At 34.8% G+C, this 19,255-nt stretch carries 14 protein-coding genes; 8 read left to right on the top strand and 6 right to left on the bottom strand.

Features of this window, described 5'->3' with window-relative positions:
- Positions 1-128: 128 nt before the first annotated feature.
- The 4 genes from AC4BC5_RS03035 to AC4BC5_RS03020 are packed head-to-tail and all read right to left on the bottom strand — an operon-like array spanning position 129 to position 3,082.
- Complete coding sequence (locus AC4BC5_RS03035) at positions 129-770, bottom strand: ECF transporter S component (protein ID WP_490496701.1); 642 nt, start codon at positions 768-770, stop codon at positions 129-131.
- Positions 771-784: 14 nt separating this feature from the next.
- On the bottom strand, positions 785-1,333 hold the full coding sequence (gene coaC, locus AC4BC5_RS03030; RefSeq protein WP_490496700.1) for a phosphopantothenoylcysteine decarboxylase: 549 nt from the start codon (positions 1,331-1,333) through the stop codon (positions 785-787).
- 25 nt (positions 1,334-1,358) lie between these two features.
- On the bottom strand, positions 1,359-2,093 hold the full coding sequence (locus AC4BC5_RS03025; RefSeq protein WP_490496699.1) for a phosphopantothenate--cysteine ligase: 735 nt from the start codon (positions 2,091-2,093) through the stop codon (positions 1,359-1,361).
- On the bottom strand, positions 2,093-3,082 hold the full coding sequence (locus AC4BC5_RS03020) for a YhdH/YhfP family quinone oxidoreductase (protein ID WP_490496698.1): 990 nt from the start codon (positions 3,080-3,082) through the stop codon (positions 2,093-2,095). Before AC4BC5_RS03020 ends, AC4BC5_RS03025 begins: the two co-directional genes overlap by 1 nt.
- Before the next feature lie 265 nt (positions 3,083-3,347).
- Here AC4BC5_RS03020 and AC4BC5_RS03015 point away from each other — a divergent pair, with 265 nt between their 5' ends.
- The 4 genes from AC4BC5_RS03015 to AC4BC5_RS03000 are packed head-to-tail and all read left to right on the top strand — an operon-like array spanning position 3,348 to position 7,159.
- A complete protein-coding gene (locus AC4BC5_RS03015; RefSeq protein ID WP_490496697.1) occupies positions 3,348-4,436 on the top strand; it encodes an ABC transporter ATP-binding protein in 1,089 nt (362 codons plus the stop codon).
- Between the two features lie 10 nt (positions 4,437-4,446).
- Positions 4,447-5,253 carry an ABC transporter permease gene (locus tag AC4BC5_RS03010; RefSeq protein WP_490496696.1) on the top strand — a complete coding sequence of 269 codons (807 nt, stop codon included), beginning with the start codon at positions 4,447-4,449 and terminating at the stop codon, positions 5,251-5,253.
- Positions 5,250-6,089 (top strand): ABC transporter permease, encoded by an 840-nt coding sequence (locus tag AC4BC5_RS03005; protein WP_490496695.1) that lies wholly within the window; start codon positions 5,250-5,252, stop codon positions 6,087-6,089. The genes AC4BC5_RS03010 and AC4BC5_RS03005 overlap by 4 nt, the downstream gene beginning before the upstream one ends.
- Entirely contained in the window at positions 6,086-7,159 is a 1,074-nt protein-coding gene (locus tag AC4BC5_RS03000) for an ABC transporter substrate-binding protein (protein WP_490496694.1), read from the top strand. The genes AC4BC5_RS03005 and AC4BC5_RS03000 overlap by 4 nt, the downstream gene beginning before the upstream one ends.
- A 740-nt stretch (positions 7,160-7,899) precedes the next feature.
- On the opposite strand, the gene AC4BC5_RS02995 is transcribed toward AC4BC5_RS03000, so the two are convergent.
- On the bottom strand, positions 7,900-8,133 hold the full coding sequence (locus tag AC4BC5_RS02995; protein ID WP_490497491.1) for an integrase core domain-containing protein: 234 nt from the start codon (positions 8,131-8,133) through the stop codon (positions 7,900-7,902).
- A 728-nt stretch (positions 8,134-8,861) separates the two neighbouring features.
- Here AC4BC5_RS02995 and AC4BC5_RS02990 point away from each other — a divergent pair.
- Positions 8,862-11,315, top strand: a complete 2,454-nt coding sequence (locus tag AC4BC5_RS02990) for a family 43 glycosylhydrolase (protein WP_490496693.1) — start codon at positions 8,862-8,864, stop codon at positions 11,313-11,315.
- A gap of 242 nt (positions 11,316-11,557) precedes the next feature.
- On the opposite strand, the gene AC4BC5_RS02985 is transcribed toward AC4BC5_RS02990, so the two are convergent.
- Positions 11,558-12,997 (bottom strand): helix-turn-helix domain-containing protein, encoded by a 1,440-nt coding sequence (locus AC4BC5_RS02985; RefSeq protein ID WP_490496692.1) that lies wholly within the window; start codon positions 12,995-12,997, stop codon positions 11,558-11,560.
- 444 nt (positions 12,998-13,441) lie between these two features.
- Here AC4BC5_RS02985 and AC4BC5_RS02980 point away from each other — a divergent pair, with 444 nt between their 5' ends.
- The 3 genes from AC4BC5_RS02980 to AC4BC5_RS02970 are packed head-to-tail and all read left to right on the top strand — an operon-like array spanning position 13,442 to position 19,168.
- Positions 13,442-16,828: a SpaA isopeptide-forming pilin-related protein gene (locus AC4BC5_RS02980; RefSeq protein ID WP_490496691.1), complete on the top strand. Its 3,387-nt coding sequence runs from the start codon at positions 13,442-13,444 to the stop codon at positions 16,826-16,828.
- 1 nt (position 16,829) lies between these two features.
- Positions 16,830-17,597, top strand: a complete 768-nt coding sequence (locus AC4BC5_RS02975; RefSeq protein WP_490496690.1) for a pilin N-terminal domain-containing protein — start codon at positions 16,830-16,832, stop codon at positions 17,595-17,597.
- 59 nt (positions 17,598-17,656) lie between these two features.
- Entirely contained in the window at positions 17,657-19,168 is a 1,512-nt protein-coding gene (locus AC4BC5_RS02970) for a SpaH/EbpB family LPXTG-anchored major pilin (protein WP_490496689.1), read from the top strand.
- The last annotated feature ends 87 nt before the right edge of the window (positions 19,169-19,255 follow it).

Below are 19,255 nucleotides of genomic sequence, written 5' to 3'. Positions count from 1 at the left end.
AAAAAAACATTGAAAAAGAACTCTTTTTCAATGTTTTTTTGTTGTACTTGAATATTCAATGTACTGTACCGACCCCGAAAGTTAGACTTTTTAGAGTCACTACAAACCATGAACTTGCATGCTTTTTATTAAATATTACGTTGCTTCGTTAGTTTTAGTAATACTGCGGCTACAGCAGCCGTTGCAATTCCAGCAACAAGCGATTCAGGTATCCCTTGTGCAAAAATTACTGAAATAATTGCACCATATACAGCATTACCAGCTTCACCAATTTTTTCAGCATAGTCTTTTTGGAATAAAAAATAAATCATATTCATAACTAAAATGGTATTAGTTAATCCGCCAGAAACACCCGCAATAAAGAGGCTTGCAGCATTTCCGCGATTTTTGAATACCTTTTTGCACCATTGATAAACAAAGTATGGAACTACACCAATTAAAATACGTGGAATAAAGGCAATTAAAACGGCTTTCCAACTTCCCATTCCCATCTCACCAAGCGGTGTAATGAATGGGGAAAAAATAAATGATAGCGGTGAAACAACGATAGTCGCCCGAATCATGCTAATTAAACCAAAACAAGCGCCTAAAAAAGCCCCCAATTTAGGACCTAAAATAATTGAAGCAATAATCACTGGAATGTGTAATGTTGTAGCATTAATAATTCCCAGCGGAATAAAGCCCAAAAATGGGACACTAGCTAGCAAAATTAAAATAGCTAAAAATGAAGCAGTTAATACTAGCTGAAATGTTTTCTCATTTTGTTTCATACTAAAACCCTCCTTTATGCTTCCAAAGTCGCCTTTACTTGTGCAACGATGGTTTCAACAGTTGCTAAAGCACCAGTACCGAAATCTCCACATGCTAATAAAGATTGGCGTGGTGTTATCTCTTTATACCCAACTTCTTTCAAAATAGCAAGATTTTTTTGCATTAAAGGGTTTAAATACATATTAGTATTCATTGCAGGTGCAACAATTTTAGGCAAGTCAGAGGGTAAGGCTAGGGCTACGGTCGAGATTAAATCATCAGCAAGGCCATGGGCTAATTTGCCAATAATATTCGCGCTAGCAGGTGCTACGATAAACAGGTCAGCCTGTTTAGCTAATTCAATATGGTTGATTTTATCTGGAACAATTTCTTCCATGACATCTGTATGAATAGGGCGTTTTGATAATGACTGCAATGTTAAAGGAGTAATAAACGCTTGACTGCTTTTGGTCATCATAACATCAACTTCGTAGCCTAACTTTGTTAATTCATTGGTTAAATCAGCGGATTTGTAAGCAGAAATACTTCCGCTTACACCTAATAAAATGCGTTTTTTCATCATTCATGCTCCTTAATAGTTTTTTCTATTATAGAGTGTTTAGAAGAGTTTTGCCAATTAATTGAGCTATTTCTTCTTTGTTCCCAGCTTCACCAGTGATTGTTCCCTGTTTATTAATTAAATAACCTGTATGTTGACCATGCTGGATTGAAGTTAAGTCGTTGGCTAAGACAAAGTCAGCTTGGTTGGTCATTAAACTTTTACGTGCTACATCTAATAATTCTTCTTTTGTCACATCTACTAATAATTTAAAACCAACTAGAACAGTATTTGGTTGTAGTTGTTTAATTTGTTGAATAACTTTGGTTGTTTTTTTCAAAATTAAAAACAAATGATCAGTATTTGATGAAATTTTACTTTCTTTAGTCGTCTCTTCCGTTAATTGAACCAAGTCCGCTACTGTTATTGGTTGTTTGTTTTCAATAAATTGATTGATTTTGGCTAAAAATTCTTCTTGTGATAAACTTTTTTCGGGAGTAAAGTCACTCACGGCCATACTGTGAATAACTGCATCATAAGAATATTTTTGCAATAAATTTTGCAATTGCTGGGCTAGTTCTTGTGTATCATTAATTTCATAGATAGTTATTTTATCTGATTGAGGGCGTAGGGCATGAGTAGTTGTTACATAATCAATATTGACATTATGCTTCAAGAAATACTCTGCAATTAAGCTACCTAATTTACCTGTAGAATGATTAGTAATCGAACGAACATCATCAATTTTCTCAGAGGTTCCACCCGCAGTAATTAAAATTCTCATTATTTCACTTCCATTTGTACAATAGTCCGACCTTGATGGGTTCCTGCTAATAAAGCATCGATGGGTTCATCTAAGTCGGTTAAAGAAACTTCTTGATAATGTAATTGCTCAATCAGTGGTTGATGGTCTGCTAAAAATTTCCAAGTGGCTTTTCTTTCATCCATCTCAACATTAACTGAATCAATCCCTATCATTTTAATGCCTCTTAAAATAAATGGCAAGACAGTTGTATTCAATTGGACACCACCTGCGTTTCCACATAAAAAGACACTCCCACCATAACTAATTTGACTTAATAAACTTGCTAATAAGTCACCACCGACACTATCAATTACTGCAGCAATTTTTTGTTTGTTTAATGCTTTGATGGGTTCAGGCAGAATTTCTTCAGGCGTTACGATTTCAGTCGCTCCCAAATCTTTTAACCAAGCCACATTTGCTTTTTTACGAGAAACAGCTGTAATATTTGTATAACCTAGGCGATGCAACAAAGCGATTGCAACACTGCCAACACCACCAGATGCACCAGTAATAACAATGCGACCATCTTTGGGCGTATCTTTTACCAATTTTATGACAGCTAAAGCAGCCGTAAAGCCTGCTGTTCCAAAAACCATAGCTTCTTTGGTGGTTAAATTCTCAGGCAAGGCAACTATCCAGTCTTCAGGAACCTGTTGAAATTGACTAAAACCACCATTAGCCACAACACCAAGCCCGTAACCTGTGACAAGAACTTTTTGTCCAATAGTCCAATCTTCGCTACGAGATTCTATAATTTCTCCAGCTAAATCAATTCCTGGAATTTTAGGATAATCACGGATAACACCACTATTTTTTGAGGATGCTAAGGCATCTTTATAATTGATATCAGAATAATCGACTTTAATAGCAACGTGTTTTTTTGGTAGCGTTTGCGGTTCTTTTCGTACAATACCTCTAGCAAAAACATTGTCTGTTTTAGTCACTTCAAAAGCTAAAAATTGTTCCATTTTAGTCACTCCTTTTATTTAACTTCTAAAAATAATTGAATAACTCTATCATAACATATTCAATTATTTTGTTGCGGAAAAAAATCAATTAAATTGAAAGAATATACTTGTATTTTTCTGTAAAAAAAATTATTCTTAAGCAGTATGTTCTGAGAACGAGAAAGATGGATATATATTGTAGTCATTTTATTCAAGAGGTGAAAAACTACAAATATTTATTTGGAAATGAGGACATCGAATAAAGCAATTTGGGGAGGAAAGAATAGTGGGAAAACCAATCATTTCATTTAGTAATGTGGTGAAGCGGTACGATGATGATGAGACGATTTTGAAGAGTGTGAGTTTTGATATAGAAGAAGGAAAATTCTATACCTTACTTGGGCCGTCTGGTTGTGGAAAGACAACGATATTAAGGATTATCGCTGGGTTTTCTGAGGCGACCGAAGGAGATATCTTCTTTGAAGGAAAACGAATTAATGATATACCTGCCAATCAACGCCAAGTAAACACTGTCTTTCAAGATTATGCACTATTTCCGCATATGAATGTATTTGATAATGTCGCATTTGGATTGAAAATAAAAAAATTTTCTAAAAAAGAAATTGACAAAAAAGTTAAAGAGGCCTTGCGTTTGGTACAATTAGGCGGCTATGAAAATCGTGAAATTAGCGAAATGTCTGGTGGACAACGTCAACGTGTAGCAATTGCTCGAGCAATTGTTAATGAGCCTAAAGTCTTGTTGTTAGATGAACCATTATCAGCACTTGATTTAAAACTGCGAACAGACATGCAATATGAATTACGTGAGTTGCAACAACGTTTAGGAATTACGTTTATTTTTGTTACGCATGATCAAGAAGAAGCCTTGGCAATGAGTGACGAAATTTTCGTTATGAATAAAGGAAAAATCGTGCAAAGTGGCACGCCAGTAGATATTTATGATGAACCAATCAATCATTTTGTAGCGGATTTTGTTGGTGAAAGTAATATTGTTAATGGTACGATGATTGAAGATAATTTAGTTGAATTTGTTGGTAAACAATTTGAATGTGTCGATGGTGGGATGCGCAAAAATGAACCTGTGGAGATTATGATTCGTCCAGAAGATTTAAGTCTGACTTCAATCGAAAAAGGTAAATTAAGTGTCCGTGTGGATACACAATTATTCCGTGGTGTGCACTATGAAATCATTTGTTACGATGAGCAAGAGAATGAATGGATGGTTCATTCAACTAGAAAAGCTGTTGCAGGTAGTCAAATTGGTTTGTCTTTTGAACCAGAAGATATCCACGTTATGCGCTTTAATGAATCGGAAGAAGATTTTGATGCCCGACTAGAAAGCTACGAAGAGTAGGAGGGAGAAAATGACAAAAATCAGACGTATTTATGCGCTTCCATATATGTTTTGGTTGATTTTATTTGTAATTGCACCTGTTTTAATGATTGTTTACCAATCTTTTTTTGATATGGATGGTCAATTTTCATTGATTAATTATCAAACATATTTTGCTTCGGGTAAATATTTAACAATGACTTTGAACTCTGTTTGGTATGCTTTTTTAATTACTTTAATCACATTATTAATTAGCTATCCAACAGCGTATTTTTTGACAAAATTAAAGCATAAAGATTTATGGTTGCTGCTAATCATTTTACCAACTTGGGTTAACTTGTTATTAAAAGCATATGCCTTTATTGGTATCTTTGGTATTAACGGTAGTGTCAATAATTTCTTGACGTTTACGGGAATTGGACCGCAGCAAATTCTATTTACTGATTTTAGCTTTTTGGTAGTTGCTACCTATATTGAATTGCCGTTCATGATTATGCCTATCTACAATGCGTTAGAAGAGATGAATCCTTCTTTAATCAGCGCCAGCCGTGATTTGGGAGCAAATAGTTTCGAAACATTCCGCCGAGTTATTTTCCCTTTATCTTTAAATGGAGTAAAAAGTGGTGTGCAAGCTGTATTTATTCCTTCGTTATCACTCTTTATGCTAACACGTTTAATTGGTGGAAATCGTGTAATTACACTAGGAACTGCAATTGAACAACATTTCTTAGTTACTCAAAACTGGGGGATGGGTTCAACGATTGGCGTCGTATTAATTATTGCCATGTTTGTTGTTATGCTTTTAACAGGTGAGAAGAAAAAAGGAGGTAGAAAATGAAAAAATTTCCTTGGTCTCGTCTTTATTTAGCGTTAGTTTTTGTGTTGCTATATGCTCCGATTTTTTATTTGATTTTTTATTCTTTCAATGATGGAGGAACAATGAATCAGTTTACTGGATTTACTTGGGACAATTACACCGCTGTTTTTGAAGACTCTCGTTTATTGATTATTGTATTGAATACGTTCATGTTGGCCTTTTTATCAGCTTTGATTGCAACAGCGATTGGAACATTTGGTGCTATGGCAATTTATTATACAAAGCAACGTTCAACACGAAATGCTTTATTGAGTCTAAACAATATTTTGTTAGTATCACCAGATGTTATCATAGGTGCTAGCTTCTTGATTTTCTTTACGATGATTGGTGGGTTATTCCGCAGCTTTAGCTTGGGCTTTACGAGTGTTTTACTTTCACATATTGCCTTTAGTATTCCAATCGTTGTTTTAATGGTTTTACCAAAGTTACGCGAAATGAATGATTCGATGGTCGATGCTGCTCGAGATTTAGGGGCAAATAATTTCCAAGTAGTGAAAAATATTATTTTACCCTTTTTATCCCCAGGTATTATTGCTGGTTATTTTATGGCGTTTACGTATTCGCTCGATGATTTTGCCGTGACATTTTTTGTTACTGGAAATGGCTTCAGCACATTGTCTGTTGAAATTTACTCTCGTGCAAGACAAGGGATTAGCTTAGAAATCAATGCATTAAGCACCTTAGTGTTCTTGTTCTCGATGATTTTAGTCGTTGGTTATTATTTTATTAGCCAAGAAAATGTGTCCCGTCGTGTTCGTAAAAATCGTCAAAAAAGAGAGGTGACGGATTTACAATGAAGAAATTACAATCATTGATTATCGGTATCGTCATCATCATTGTGGTCTTGCTGCTAGGTGTTCGTCAATTAGAAAAAGCAACTGGGATGGCTGGTGCACAAGTATTAAATATTTATAACTGGGGCGATTATATTGACCCAGAATTGTTGAAAAAGTTTGAAGAAGAGTCAGGCTACAAAGTGAATTATGATACGTTCGATTCGAATGAAGCGATGTTTACAAAAATTCGTCAAGGCGGAACAGCCTACGATATTTCGATTCCAAGTGAGTACATGATTCAAAAAATGATTGATGAAAAATTAGTTTTACCTTTAGATCATGCCAAAATCGAAGGGTTAGAAAATATTGACCCTCGTTTCTTAAATTTAAGTTTTGATCCGGCCAATAGTTATTCGGTACCCTATTTTTGGGGAACACTGGGAATTGCGTATAATGATAAGTTTATTAGTGCCGATAAAATGACCTCTTGGGATGATTTATGGCGTCCAGAATTAAAAGATAATATCATGTTAATTGATGGTGCACGTGAAGTCATTGGCTTAGGTTTAAATAGTTTAGGTTATTCATTAAATAGTAAAAATTTGGAAGAGCTTGATGAAGCCATAACCAAACTACGTAAAATGACACCTAATGTTAAAGCAATTGTTGCTGATGAAATTAAAATGTACATGGCAAATGAGGAAAGTGCGGTTGCTGTTACATTCTCGGGTGAAGCAGCTGATATGATGGCAGAAAACGAGCATATTCATTATGTGATTCCTCAAGAAGGGTCAAACTTATGGTTTGATAACATTGTGATTCCAAAAACAGCTAAAAATGTTGATGGCGCATATGAGTTTATCAATTTCATGCTCCGTCCAGAAAATGCAGCACAAAATGCTGAGTATATTGGTTATTCAACACCAAATAAAAAAGCATTAGAAATCTTACCAAAAGAAATTACTGAGGATGAACAATTCTACCCAACAGATGAATTGATGTCACACCTTGAAGTCTATGAAGATTTAGGAAAAGAATATCTAGGGATTTACAACGATCTGTTCTTGGAGCTGAAGATGTATCGGAAATGATGGGGATCTTCGATGAGAGGATAGGGAGTTTTATTTTAGAGGCTTCCTATCCCTTTTAATTTGTCTAAATTCTTTTTCAAGGTGCTGGTTTAATAAAGAATACTAATAGAAAAACAAAAATAATAAATATTAAAGGGCTAAGTCCAATAATAAAAGTTAGAATATTTAACTTGGATTTATCTTTAGCATAAGAATCCATAGAAGAATAACATAAAATCATTGAGTAAATGGCACCTATACAGTAAATATAATAGCTAAAGACAAACACAAATTGATAATTCTTCTCATAAAAAAACCTTCTTTCTTGAAATAGTTGTATATTTGTGGATTATAAGGTTTGAGAGATTTTCAGCAAGACTGTTTCATCTTAATTAATTATATCATACAGAATTTAGATAGAGATTCAGCTGATTGAAGGGAGTAAACTTAAAAAAATTAGTAGTTCAACATTTTATAGCAAAAATAAACTGTGTAGATAATTCAGAGCTTGAGTCGATTAGCGAATAATCTAGAGCCAGAAATAGATAACTATTTCTTAGTTTTTTTTTTGTTATTTTCTCTTTTCTACCACAAAATTTATGCAAATAATACTGGTAAAACATGGGAAAACAGATATTCTGTTTTTAGAAAAAATTGAATAAACTTACGAAAGATCAGGGTAGAAATACTATGGTCTTTTTTATTATCAAAAATGGGAGGTACAGTCCAAATGGAATTATCAAGAAAAACTAGACACTTAGTTAAGAGAACAAGTTGACGTTCTTTTCCAAGTCTCTAGAAGATTGATAACTAAGTGTGGAATGCATTTGTTTGGTGTTATAGTAAGCTTCAATATATTTAAATAGTTCTATTTGAGCTTGGTCAATATCTCTGAATTGAGTATCATTGATCAGCTCTTTTTTTATTGTTTTATAAAAAGATTCCATTAAGGTATTATCATAAGGATTTCCTTGTCGACTCATACTATAAGTTATCTCTTTTTCTTACTTCTACTTGGAATTTCGTACTTATGTATTGCGAGCTTTGATTTGTGTGAATAATCAACTCCGTTTTAGGTTGTTCTTTTCCAAGTACTTGAAGAAAAGAGTCTATAACTTTAGAAGATTTTGTTTCAAGAACTGAAATCGAATTTCTTGTTTAACTTCAAGAAGATCTGGAACTTTTTTAATGAATCTAGTCCCTCTCTTAAGTAATAATTTTCTTGTTCAAAATTCTTTATTTCATAAAGGGCGTCAAAAAGTGCACGCCCCTTTCTAGAAAACGCACTTCGCCATATTTTTCAACTTTCTGAATCCATCGATATAAGCTATTGGCGTGAACTCCTTGCGTTCCTTTATCTTTTTGTCTAATTTGTTATACCAAATCCAAGCTGGCTAAAAATATTTTAAAGACTTGAGAAAGTAGCGAAATACTATTATTTAAAATTGCTATATAGATAAATGGCAGTAGATAGTTTTATTTTAGTTGTAACTTATTAGTTAAAAGTGGGCGGTGTCCATTGAAAGAAAGAGTGACTTTTTAACTTGATAGTTGTTTTTAGTAGATTCTTTATGGATTGGATTGACAGTGTTGTTAAATGGTGATACCGTTTTCTTTAAGTGGGTGTTTGAATATTTAACTATAACTAATTAGTTATAGTTTGTTGGGTGGCACTGACTGATTGAAGGAATTATCAAAGAATAAATGGTGGAGGTAATTTAGAATGAAGCAATCATTTGCAATCATCAGTCTTATCGGAATGATGACTTTGATGGGAGGATGTAGTGAATCTAATAAAACGGATGCGAACAAAGTGGAGGAAGTAAGTTATTCAAATCCAATTAGTTTAGAAGATGAATGGGAAGATTATGGCATCGGTGATCCATATATCCTTAAATATAATGGGATGTACTATCTTTATCCAAGTACTAAAGATACCGACATGGGAATAAAGGTTTGGCAGTCTACAAACCTAGTTGATTGGGATTATCAAGGTGTAGTAGCAGAAATTCCAGAAACTCAAGCAGCATATGCACCAGAAGTTATTTATTGGAATGGGCTATTTTATATGTATACTTCTCCAGCAGGTAATGGTCATTATATATTACAAAGTGAAAGTCCTACAGGTCCGTTTGAACTAGTTACTGATAATTTTGGAAAATCTATCGATGGCAATGTATTTGTCGATGATGATGGGTCGATGTATTTTTCTCATGCGGGTGTAAATGGAATAGAAGTTTCGAAAATGTTAGATCCATTAACAGTACAAGAGAGTGAGGTTACCAATGCATTTATGGATGGTTGGACGGAAGGCTCAACTATTTTTAAACGTCATGGAAAATATTATATGACGTATACTGGTAATCATGTTTTTAGTAATGGTTATCGAGTGGACTATGCCGTAAGTGACGATCCAGTGAAGGATTATGTTGCCTCAAATAAAAATCTAATTCTTCTAAGTACAGAAGGTCCAACAGTTGGGTTGGGGCATAATAGTATTGTTCGAGGTCCTGATTTAGATACAGATTATATTGTTTATCACAATCTGGAAGGAGAAGGGGCTGTCGGTCCGTTACGGCATATGAATTTTGATCGCATTGCCTGGAATGGGGTAGAATTGGATGTTTTAGGACCAACTGCGACAGAACAATCTGGCCCTATTCGCCCCGCTTTTGAAGACTACTTTAATCGAAAGAAATTGGGAAAAAACTGGGAAAAAGTGAATGGAAAATGGAAAATAGAGGACCAAGAGTTTTTACGTCAATCATCAACACGTGCTGATGCGAGACAAACAATTCTAACCAAAGATCAAAGTGAACAATTGTATACGGCAGAATTTCATCTTAAAAAAGCAGAAGACCAAAGCGAATCAGAAGAACTTTATGGAGCCGTTTTTTCTTATCAGGATGAAGAGAATTTTGGACTAGCCGTGTTAAATGCAACTGACAATACTTTCCAGACAAAATTTACTGTTGAAGGTGTTGAATCAGAGTGGGAAATCTCACCGCTACCAGAAGAGTTTGATCATACAAAACTTCATCAAATTCGGGTAGAAAAAGCAATTGAAGGATTTCGTTTTTACATCGATGGAATGCAAAAGCAAACAAAAGAATCTGTCTTAGCTGGGGGTAAAATTGGTTACACCACTCAGAATACAGTCGCCGATTTTGGTTATACAGCATTTAGTAATTTGGTGGATGGTAGTGGCGTCTATGATGCTTATAAACCGGTACCTGGGACCATCCAATCAGTACATTATCAAAGTGAATCGACTATTACCGAAGAACCACACGTTTATCGACTAGATGAAAAAGTAGCGATTCATCAAGAGGATGCGCAATATTATGTTCAATTAAAAGAAGCGGATCAATTAAGTTATAAAGTGAATATCGCTGAAGCGGGCGATTATCAGATGGACTTACAATTTTTAGCAGATGTGGATAGTGAAGTGGCTGTTAAGCTAGATGGACAGGACATATCGGAATCTGTCTCTCTTGCCAAAACGAACGATTGGCGAACTGATACAGTAAGAAATCTAGCACTAGAAGCAGGCAAACATGAATTATCGATTGAATTAGTTAAGGGAGATGCAAGTTTTAAAGAAATGACGTTTTCTGAAGTAAGTGAAGCAGAAGAACTAATTGATCCGTTTGAGAAAGTTTCATCTTTAGATTGGTTAATGTATGAAAGTTACTGGGCAGTAGATGAGGATCACTTCGTGGCAGGGGATCGGGAGTATTCAAAAGTGACAATTGGACAAGATCGTTGGTTGGATTATACTGTTGAAACAACGATTGAGTTGACAGAAAAAGAAGGTGAGGCAGGTATTCTGTTACGTGCTACCAATCCTGCAAATGGGCGAGAACTCGGTCAAAATAATGAAGATTTTATTCAAGGTTATTATGCAAGAATAACGAAAGATGGGGTAAGTCTAAGAAAGCAAAACTATGGACATGAAGAATTAGCAACCAAAGAAATGAAAATAGATGTCAATAAATCTCATCCTGTTAAGGTAGAAGCAATCGGAACGACAATCAAGATTTACGTAGATAATCTGGAAAATCCGGTGCTAACATTTGATGATGGAGAAAATAATCCATATACACATGGAAAAGTAGGACTAGCTAATGCAAATAATAAAGCCAAATTCTATGACTTCAAACTTACACCACAATAGAAATTCACAGTAAATTTACACACTATCAAAGAATCAGACCTAGAAATCTGGGGGCATCCCCACAAAATAACTAGACAGCTCAAAATAAATCGAGTTGTCTGGTTTTTTTGTGTTCATTTGAATAAAAGAGGCCTATATAAGACCATGCTCAGATTTTTTAAGTTGAAGCATGGTCTTTTTGATTTCTATGATAGAAGATTTTTGATGTGTATGAGGTATCTATTTTTTTATCAAGTTTATATTTATTTAGATTCTAGATGATAATCTAATAATACTTTATAAATCGATTGCTGAATATGGTTTAAGTCATTGTAAGTTAAGGAGGCACGAATGTGAATCATTTTTTGATTTTTTTCAAGAGCATCAATGAATGTACAAGAAGTAATCACTAAATCTGCTTTTCTAAAATCACTGACAAATTCAAGTGTATATTGATGACACCAACTTTTGATTTGTTCTTGAATTAGCGCTACATGAGAGTACGTTGTTTCCGTAATCACATAAATATATACAGGATGGAGTATAAAAGAGGATAGTGGAACTAGTCGAGCACAGTTTGCAAGAGAGGCACCAGCAAAAGCTTGAATAGCTCCTTTTCTGTTTACCTTATCATAAAAAGTTTGCCAAAGTTTTTCAGTTGTTTGTAAAAAGAAAGGATGTTCCGTCTTTATAACTGTGTCTTGTGAGAACTCAATTGCTTTTAGAACGGATTCTTTGAACTGAGTTAGCTCGATATATTGAAATTGCCTTTGTAGAATCAATGTCGTGAATTGTTTTTCTTCAAAAGAAAGTGTATGGAAAACGCTCTCAAAACTCTTAATCCATGCTTCAATAATTTCGTGGAAGAGAGTGGTATTTGTAACTCTAATGATTTTTTCTGTTAGCTTAAATTCCATTGAGTAAAAAAAGAGGCAAAATAATTGCCAATCAGTCTTTTGCCATTTTTTAAGAAACATAGGTTTTTCTTCTAAAAAAAAGTAAGAAATATTTTTCAAAGCAGGATCACTGGGTTTCACATGAATGTTATTGTTAATCGCTTTTTGGCAAACATAGAACCATAATGAAATACGTTGAATTTGTGTTTCGTTGTAAGTGAGAGCAAAGTGATCGAAAATTTTTTTAGTATTTTTAATAGATGAATGCCATTCATCTAATTGCTCAAGAGAATGAGAACTGGACTTCAGAAGAAAATAAAATAACATCCGAACCGTAGATTCGGTACTTTTGATACTGATATAGTCAAAAGAAACAATCTGAAAAGTATTTGAAGTGTGGCTTTGAATCAGTTCATTTGATTTTTTTATGTAGCGAATCAACGTTGAGTGAGAAATAAAGTGTTCTTCACAGTATTGTGTCACAGGAATACGTCGTTGTTCCAATATGTTAAATATGAGCTGATAAGGAATACTTTGTTTACTTAATGAGAGCATTAATTCTTGTAAACTGACATTATGACGAATTAAAGATACGCCATTTCGTGAATCAATAATTAATGTCATTTTATTCTCAGGATAGAGATGGCTAATGGTAAATTTTAATTCATGTACTGTACGTTTAACAGCATGTAGGGTGGGGTATTTCAGTTGGTTCACTATTTCTTGCATAGAAATAGGTTTAGTCTCATTTTCAAGAAGATTGATAATATCTAGATGTAGAATTTGAGTGTTCTTTGATGATTGCAAGACAAGCCTCCTAAAAAATTAATTTACTATCTAATAAATTTTACATGAAACACAAAAGAAGAAGACTCTTAGTCATAACAAACAATAATTTCTGATGAAGTTTGCAAGTTAGTACATATCTGTTGCTTTTTATTGTTTCTAAAAAATTTATTAAACTGTTTGTTTCTTAAAAGAATACATTATGACAATGATAATTTATAGGTTTAATTCCATTCAAAAAACGACTTATAGATAGTTGAATTTTGAATGTATTATTGTTTTTTTAAATTTGCATAATGAATGTGTACGGTAATAAATTACCGTACATTTATTACTGTAAATGGGTTGGAATGAATGAAAAATAAATGCAATATTTGACGTTAGTAGGTAAGTCTATAAAAATTGCTCATTTGAAAAAAGAACTAACGATTTTTTATTCAATCACTAACAGAGAGGAGGAAAATAATGAAGAAGGCAATTACTCAGGGAGTTTTGTTTGTTTTGTTGTTTAATTTTTTCATTCCATTATTTGGTATTCATACTGTTTTTGCTGATAGTAATGAACAATCACAAGCAGTGATAAAAAATGAAAACTTAAATATCAAAGCTAATGCCGTTAATGACGGCGATACGGTTACTTGGGAGTTCCAGTTTGACAATCAATCAAATGATGAGAATCAACGTTTGAAATTTTCTCTAATAGCGGATGGTCAGCAAGTAGCATTCGAGCAACAACAAGGTTGGAGCTACGACCAAGAATGGTTTGTTCAAGATGAGTTTTCTGCAAGTTCTAAAGGAAAAGTGCAAGTCATTACTCACTCATCTGTGGATCAAGTATCGTTGACGATTCAAGCGGATGTAGAAACAACAGATGAAACAGAAGAAACTATCGTGACAGCGAATATCTTTTCACAAGAGGTAGCAGGACCACATTCTTTAACGGTACCTTCTACACCAATCACTGAAACTACGACGACGGAATCTATTACAGAGTCTACTGCAGAAGAAACAGAGGAGAAAACTGTAGAGGAAAGAACAAGTTCGACAGAAAAAGAGATAGAAAGTACAAAAGAGACAGAAGAACAGATGGAAGCATTAGAAAATGCTATTTCTCCAAGTAGGGTTCTTTTGAATAATGATTATAGCAAAACTAGAGCAGCATTTGTTCCATCCGAATCTCCTAGTTATACAGAAGATGAAAACGGAAAATATCCTACAAATTCTTGGGCTCCAGGGAATGATAAAAATGTTTTAAACTACCAAGGAAATGGCGAAAATGAAACGACTTGGAATGGTGATCCAGATAATACGACAAATTCTTATTTAGAAAATGAGGAGTCTGCTATTCGAAAATATGCCAAAGAAACTGGCACACCAGGATTGTTTGATGTGTATTTGAATGTGCGTGGAAAAATAAAAACTGAGCCAACTGATTTGGTCATTGTAGCCGATTGGTCAGGGAGTATGAATTCTGTTGTATCAGGTGATACAAAAACAAAAATACAGCGTCAAAAAGAAGCTGTATTACAAATAATGGATAATCTGAATGATATCTCAGGATTAAATGTTGGTTTTATTGCTTACTCATCGAATGTCGCTGCAGGAAGCACAGGTACTGAATGGGCAACACCAGTAAAAATTGGTAGCTCAACTTCTATCGGGTTACAACCAGTAAGTTCGGCTGAGACAGCAATCAATAATGCGTATAGTACATTGGGGTCTTCACCTAAAGTTATTCAAGAAGGAGCAACCTTTACTCAAAAAGCGTTATTAGACGGAAAAGCTATGCTAGATGATGGAAGTAATAATAATAGGATTTTAGTTTTGCTAACAGATGGTGTTCCAACATTCAGTTATCATGTGACAGGAATAGCTGAAGGAAATGAATCCCAACTAACTGGTAATGCTGTATCTTTTGTGGACTGGTTTAATAACGGAATTCAAAACGCAGGTCCTTATATTGGTTATGATTATGACACAAGCAATATTGATGGAAATGGGGATGAAAAAGATTCTCATTTTGACCGTTATAATGCCGGTACCAAGAGCTATACAGTTAATGGCGTGAAGGTGTGGAACCATTTCTTCTCTTTACGAGGGACTGCAGAAAGAATCAAAGAAGATAATGTTCAATTGGTTGCCATGGGGATGAATATTGGTGCTTCAGGAGGTTTAGGAGCAAATAATATTCGAGATACATTTGAACAAATCGCTTCTACGGAAGATGATTATTATCCAGTTAATACTTTAGATGAACTGAATGCATTCGTTAATAAATTTACGGGAAAAGTCAAAGAAAATCATATTTCAAACGGTTCCATAAATGATCCTATTGGTTCTCAATATCTCTATGAACCAGATTCACTATCTATTCGTTCTGTTGGAAATCCAGCACTTTCTAGCGAGGAGCTAGCAGAGATTGCTAGCAGTTATGATTCAGAGACAAATACGATAGCTACAACAAATCTAAATTTGGGTGAAGGACAAGAAATTCAAGTTCATTATCAAATTCGGATTAATACCGAAGCTGATGATTTTAATCCAGATTATTGGTATCCGATGAATGGGATAACAACTTTAACACCAAATGGGGATCATCCTGATGAACAACATGAATTCGGTGTTCCTTCCGGCAAAGCACCAGGAACAACGATAGATCTTAAAAAAATCTGGGAAGAGTTCGATGAGGATACAGGTTCTCGTCCAAACCATTTAGATTTCAAAGTGACACGGACAACTACCACGAGTGGTTGGAAAGATGCTTATTTACGATTAACACCTAATGAATGGAAACGTGAAAAGGTGACACAACTTTCAAAAGTAGCTGGAACTGAGTACGAAGAAAGCTTGTACTTACCAACATTCAACAATAAGGGAGAAACTTTCGCTTATAAGGTTGTTGAAGAAGTGAATGTACCAGCTGGATATGAAAGTGAAGCAAATGAAGATGGCACTGTATGGACAAATAAGAAAATTTATCTGCCGATAGCTGTTGAGAAATATTCAACGGAAACGAATGAGTCTTTGGATGGTGCAAAACTTACTTTATATAAATACGAACAAGCTGAGTGGGAGGGATCTTCAGAGATAGTACAAGAATTAGTAGCAAACGATTCAGATTCTATCGCGAATCTAACACCAGGTTATTACAGTCTGATAGAAACAACAATTCCTACAGGTTACCAAGAAGATGACACAGAGTTCTTCTTCCAAATCACTGCAGATGGTAAGTTTAAAGATCAAGCAGGTAATGAAATCACAAATGAACGACCAGAAATAGATGGTTGGTATCAGAAAGGTGATGCTGGGACATTTGTTTTTGCTAAGTACAATGAACTTCGCAAATTCGATTTCTCAATTCTGAAAAAAGATTATCACACTGGTAAGGCATTAGCAGGAGCTATCTTTGAATTACGGAAACAAAATTCAGATGAAGAAGTTTCTGATGTCCTAGCTACGCTAACTACGGGTGAAGATGGAATGGGGCACTTTGTTGATGCAGATTCCAACTTATACTTATTAGAACCAGGCGTGTATGAAGTGAAAGAAAGCTTTGCACCGAATGGCTATGTGCTCTTAAGTGACACATTTGTCGTGAGTGTTTCTGATGAAGGCAAGGTGACGATTACCTATGATGGGGAAGAGGTAGACGAAGAAGCACTAGAAATTGCTTTAAATGATGAAGAGAATAATAGGGTTACTTTAACAATTGCCAATACGCCTAAAGGATTGATTCCTTCCACAGGTGGTCATGGTAGAACGCTTTACTTCGTTAGCGCAGCAATTGCTTTTGCCTTGATTGGCACAGTTGGTGGTTTCTATGTTTATCGCAATCGAAAGGGGTTGAACTAAGATGAAGAATAAATCGATGTTCATGAAATTAGCTCTTTTCCTTGCAACCTTATTCATTAGTGTTGTAGCACCACAACAAAGTTTTGCTGATGAATCAATGGTGAATCTCTTTATTCATAAACAACTTTGGGAAAAAGCACCGGAAGACAGTCTTCAGAATACCGGTTCGGAGATGGATTTTTCAGGTATACCTCTTGAAGGGGCAGGTTTTACGGTCTATGACATCACAACGGAATATCATCAATTAATTATTGGTTCAACACAACAGCAAGTGATTCAAACGATTCAAGAGAATGTAGCGAAATATGCATTGGATGAAAACCAAGTCACTGATGAAGGATTTACCAAAAAAGATGGGATTGTAGAATTTGTTGCTTTTCCTAAAGTAATCAATGGTCAAGATGCAGTCTATCTAGTTGTTGAAACAACCTTACCAAATACGGAAACATTGACAGTGACTGGTGCTGAGCCCTTAGTGATTGCTTTCCCGATTTATGAATTGGATGCAAGTGGACAGGTAACGGACAAGGAATTATCCATCATTGATATGTATCCAAAAAACTTTGGGAAAGAAGTGGAGAAACCTACACCACCAGATGGACCTGATAAGCCAGGAAAACCTAGCAACCCAGGTAAACCCAGCAATCCTGGAAAACCACACTTGCCACAAACGGGTGAAGTAAAGTCGATGCTAGGATTACTCGGTGTATTCTTAATTGGTTTAGCACTCTTTTTCTGGAAAAAACGTGCGAGCCAAAGAAGTAATTAGTGGTACAAAAGACAAACAGTCTATTAAATATTGTACAAAAAATAAAGGAGGAATTATAAATGAAAAAATTATGGAAAACGCTTTTTGCAGCATTGCTTGTTTTACCATTATTTAGTGGTGTTTTTGGGACAGCAACTGTGCATGCAGTAGTGCCTGCAGAAGATACAACAAGTATTACCGTGAATAAACGAGTATTTGACGGTGAAATGCCAGATCCCGTACCGAATACAGGGGAAGAAATGGATTTTGGTGGTGAACCTTTAGAAGGCGCTGGCTTTACAGTTTATGATGTCACAGCAGCTTATCATAACTTAATTAAAGATAGTGATCAAAAGACTGCTAAAGAAACAATTGAAAATGATAGTACGACATATGCTACAACTGTAGTTAAGGGTGAAAAAGAAACAGATGGAAATGGTCAAGTAACATTTGATGAGTTACCTTTGAAGAAAACGGTAGATGGCGTAGAATATGATGCAGTTTACTTAATCGTTGAAACTAGAACACCTGCTACACCAACAGTTACACAACGTGCACAACCAATTGTGTTAGCAATGCCTATTTATACAGCAACTGTTTCATCAGATGGCAGCATCACTTATTCTGATGAAATTAATACGAATATTCAAATCTATCCAAAAAATGTTAAAGAAGAAAATGAAAAAGTTTTGGCTAATGCGTCAGACTTTACTTCATTAACCATTGATGGCGTAGAATATCCAAATATTACAACAGGTGATATTTTAAACTATCAATTAACAATTAACTTACCTTCAAACTTAGCGGATGCAACAACAACTAAATTTGCTATTAAAGATAAACCGGGTGAAGGGCTAGCTTTAGCTGATCCTGACGAATTAACATTAGCAGGATTAGTAGAAGGTGAAGACTATACAGTAGTAAGAGAAGATGGTGGTTTCGTAGCAAACTTAATCTTGAATGCTAAAGTTCGTGCATTAGCAGGAACAAAATTAATTGTCACTTACAAAATGCAATTAACTGCTGAAGTAATGCCAGATGAAATTATTAACAACAATGCAAGTGTAATTACAAGTACAAAACCTGATACTGAAACTGAAAATGAAATCACTCCTCCACCAGGCGTTTTTACTGGCGGTAAGAAATTTGTCAAAGTAGATGCTCATACAGAAAAAGCACTTGCTGGAGCAAAATTTGTTGTGAAAAATGAAGATGGAAAATACGCAGAGTTAACAACAAATGGAAAAGGAGAATATGTTTTTGTTGCATGGACAGAAGGTTTAGCAGATGCAACTGAAATGGTCACTCCTGCAGATGGTAAATTTGCTGTGATTGGTTTAACTGAAGGTGATTATGCACTTGAAGAAACCGAAGCACCAAATGATTATGTGCTCTTAACAGAAGATATCTTATTTACAGTTAAAAAAGGTGAATATACTGAAGCTAAAATTCAAACAGTAGAAAACACTCCTAAAGGTTTACTTCCTTCAACAGGTGGCAATGGAATCTATGCTTTCCTAGTAGTCGGAGCAGCTTTGATGATTGGTGCGTATGCTTGGTTCAGAAAATCTAAAGTTCAAGCAGAAGTTTAATCATTAAATGAAATAAAGAAATTTTGAAAGGTAACTTCCTTCGATGGAGTTACCTTTTTACATAGAGCTATTAAAAGGGAGACATTG

This window comes from Enterococcus sp. AMC2644 (assembly GCF_058216475.1).
This window is presented reverse-complemented; position numbering and strand designations above follow the sequence as displayed.

Excerpts from the sequence above, each read along its gene's own strand:
- AC4BC5_RS03035 (WP_490496701.1), bottom strand. The coding sequence starts at position 770 with ATGAAACAAAATGAGAAAACATTTCAGCTAGTATTAACTGCTTCATTT.
- coaC (WP_490496700.1), bottom strand. The coding sequence starts at position 1,333 with ATGATGAAAAAACGCATTTTATTAGGTGTAAGCGGAAGTATTTCTGCT.
- AC4BC5_RS03025 (WP_490496699.1), bottom strand. The coding sequence starts at position 2,093 with ATGAGAATTTTAATTACTGCGGGTGGAACCTCTGAGAAAATTGATGAT.
- AC4BC5_RS03020 (WP_490496698.1), bottom strand. The coding sequence starts at position 3,082 with ATGGAACAATTTTTAGCTTTTGAAGTGACTAAAACAGACAATGTTTTT.
- AC4BC5_RS03010 (WP_490496696.1), top strand. The coding sequence starts at position 4,447 with ATGACAAAAATCAGACGTATTTATGCGCTTCCATATATGTTTTGGTTG.
- AC4BC5_RS03005 (WP_490496695.1), top strand. The coding sequence starts at position 5,250 with ATGAAAAAATTTCCTTGGTCTCGTCTTTATTTAGCGTTAGTTTTTGTG.
- AC4BC5_RS03000 (WP_490496694.1), top strand. The coding sequence starts at position 6,086 with ATGAAGAAATTACAATCATTGATTATCGGTATCGTCATCATCATTGTG.
- AC4BC5_RS02990 (WP_490496693.1), top strand. The coding sequence starts at position 8,862 with ATGAAGCAATCATTTGCAATCATCAGTCTTATCGGAATGATGACTTTG.
- AC4BC5_RS02980 (WP_490496691.1), top strand. The coding sequence starts at position 13,442 with ATGAAGAAGGCAATTACTCAGGGAGTTTTGTTTGTTTTGTTGTTTAAT.
- AC4BC5_RS02975 (WP_490496690.1), top strand. The coding sequence starts at position 16,830 with ATGAAGAATAAATCGATGTTCATGAAATTAGCTCTTTTCCTTGCAACC.
- AC4BC5_RS02970 (WP_490496689.1), top strand. The coding sequence starts at position 17,657 with ATGAAAAAATTATGGAAAACGCTTTTTGCAGCATTGCTTGTTTTACCA.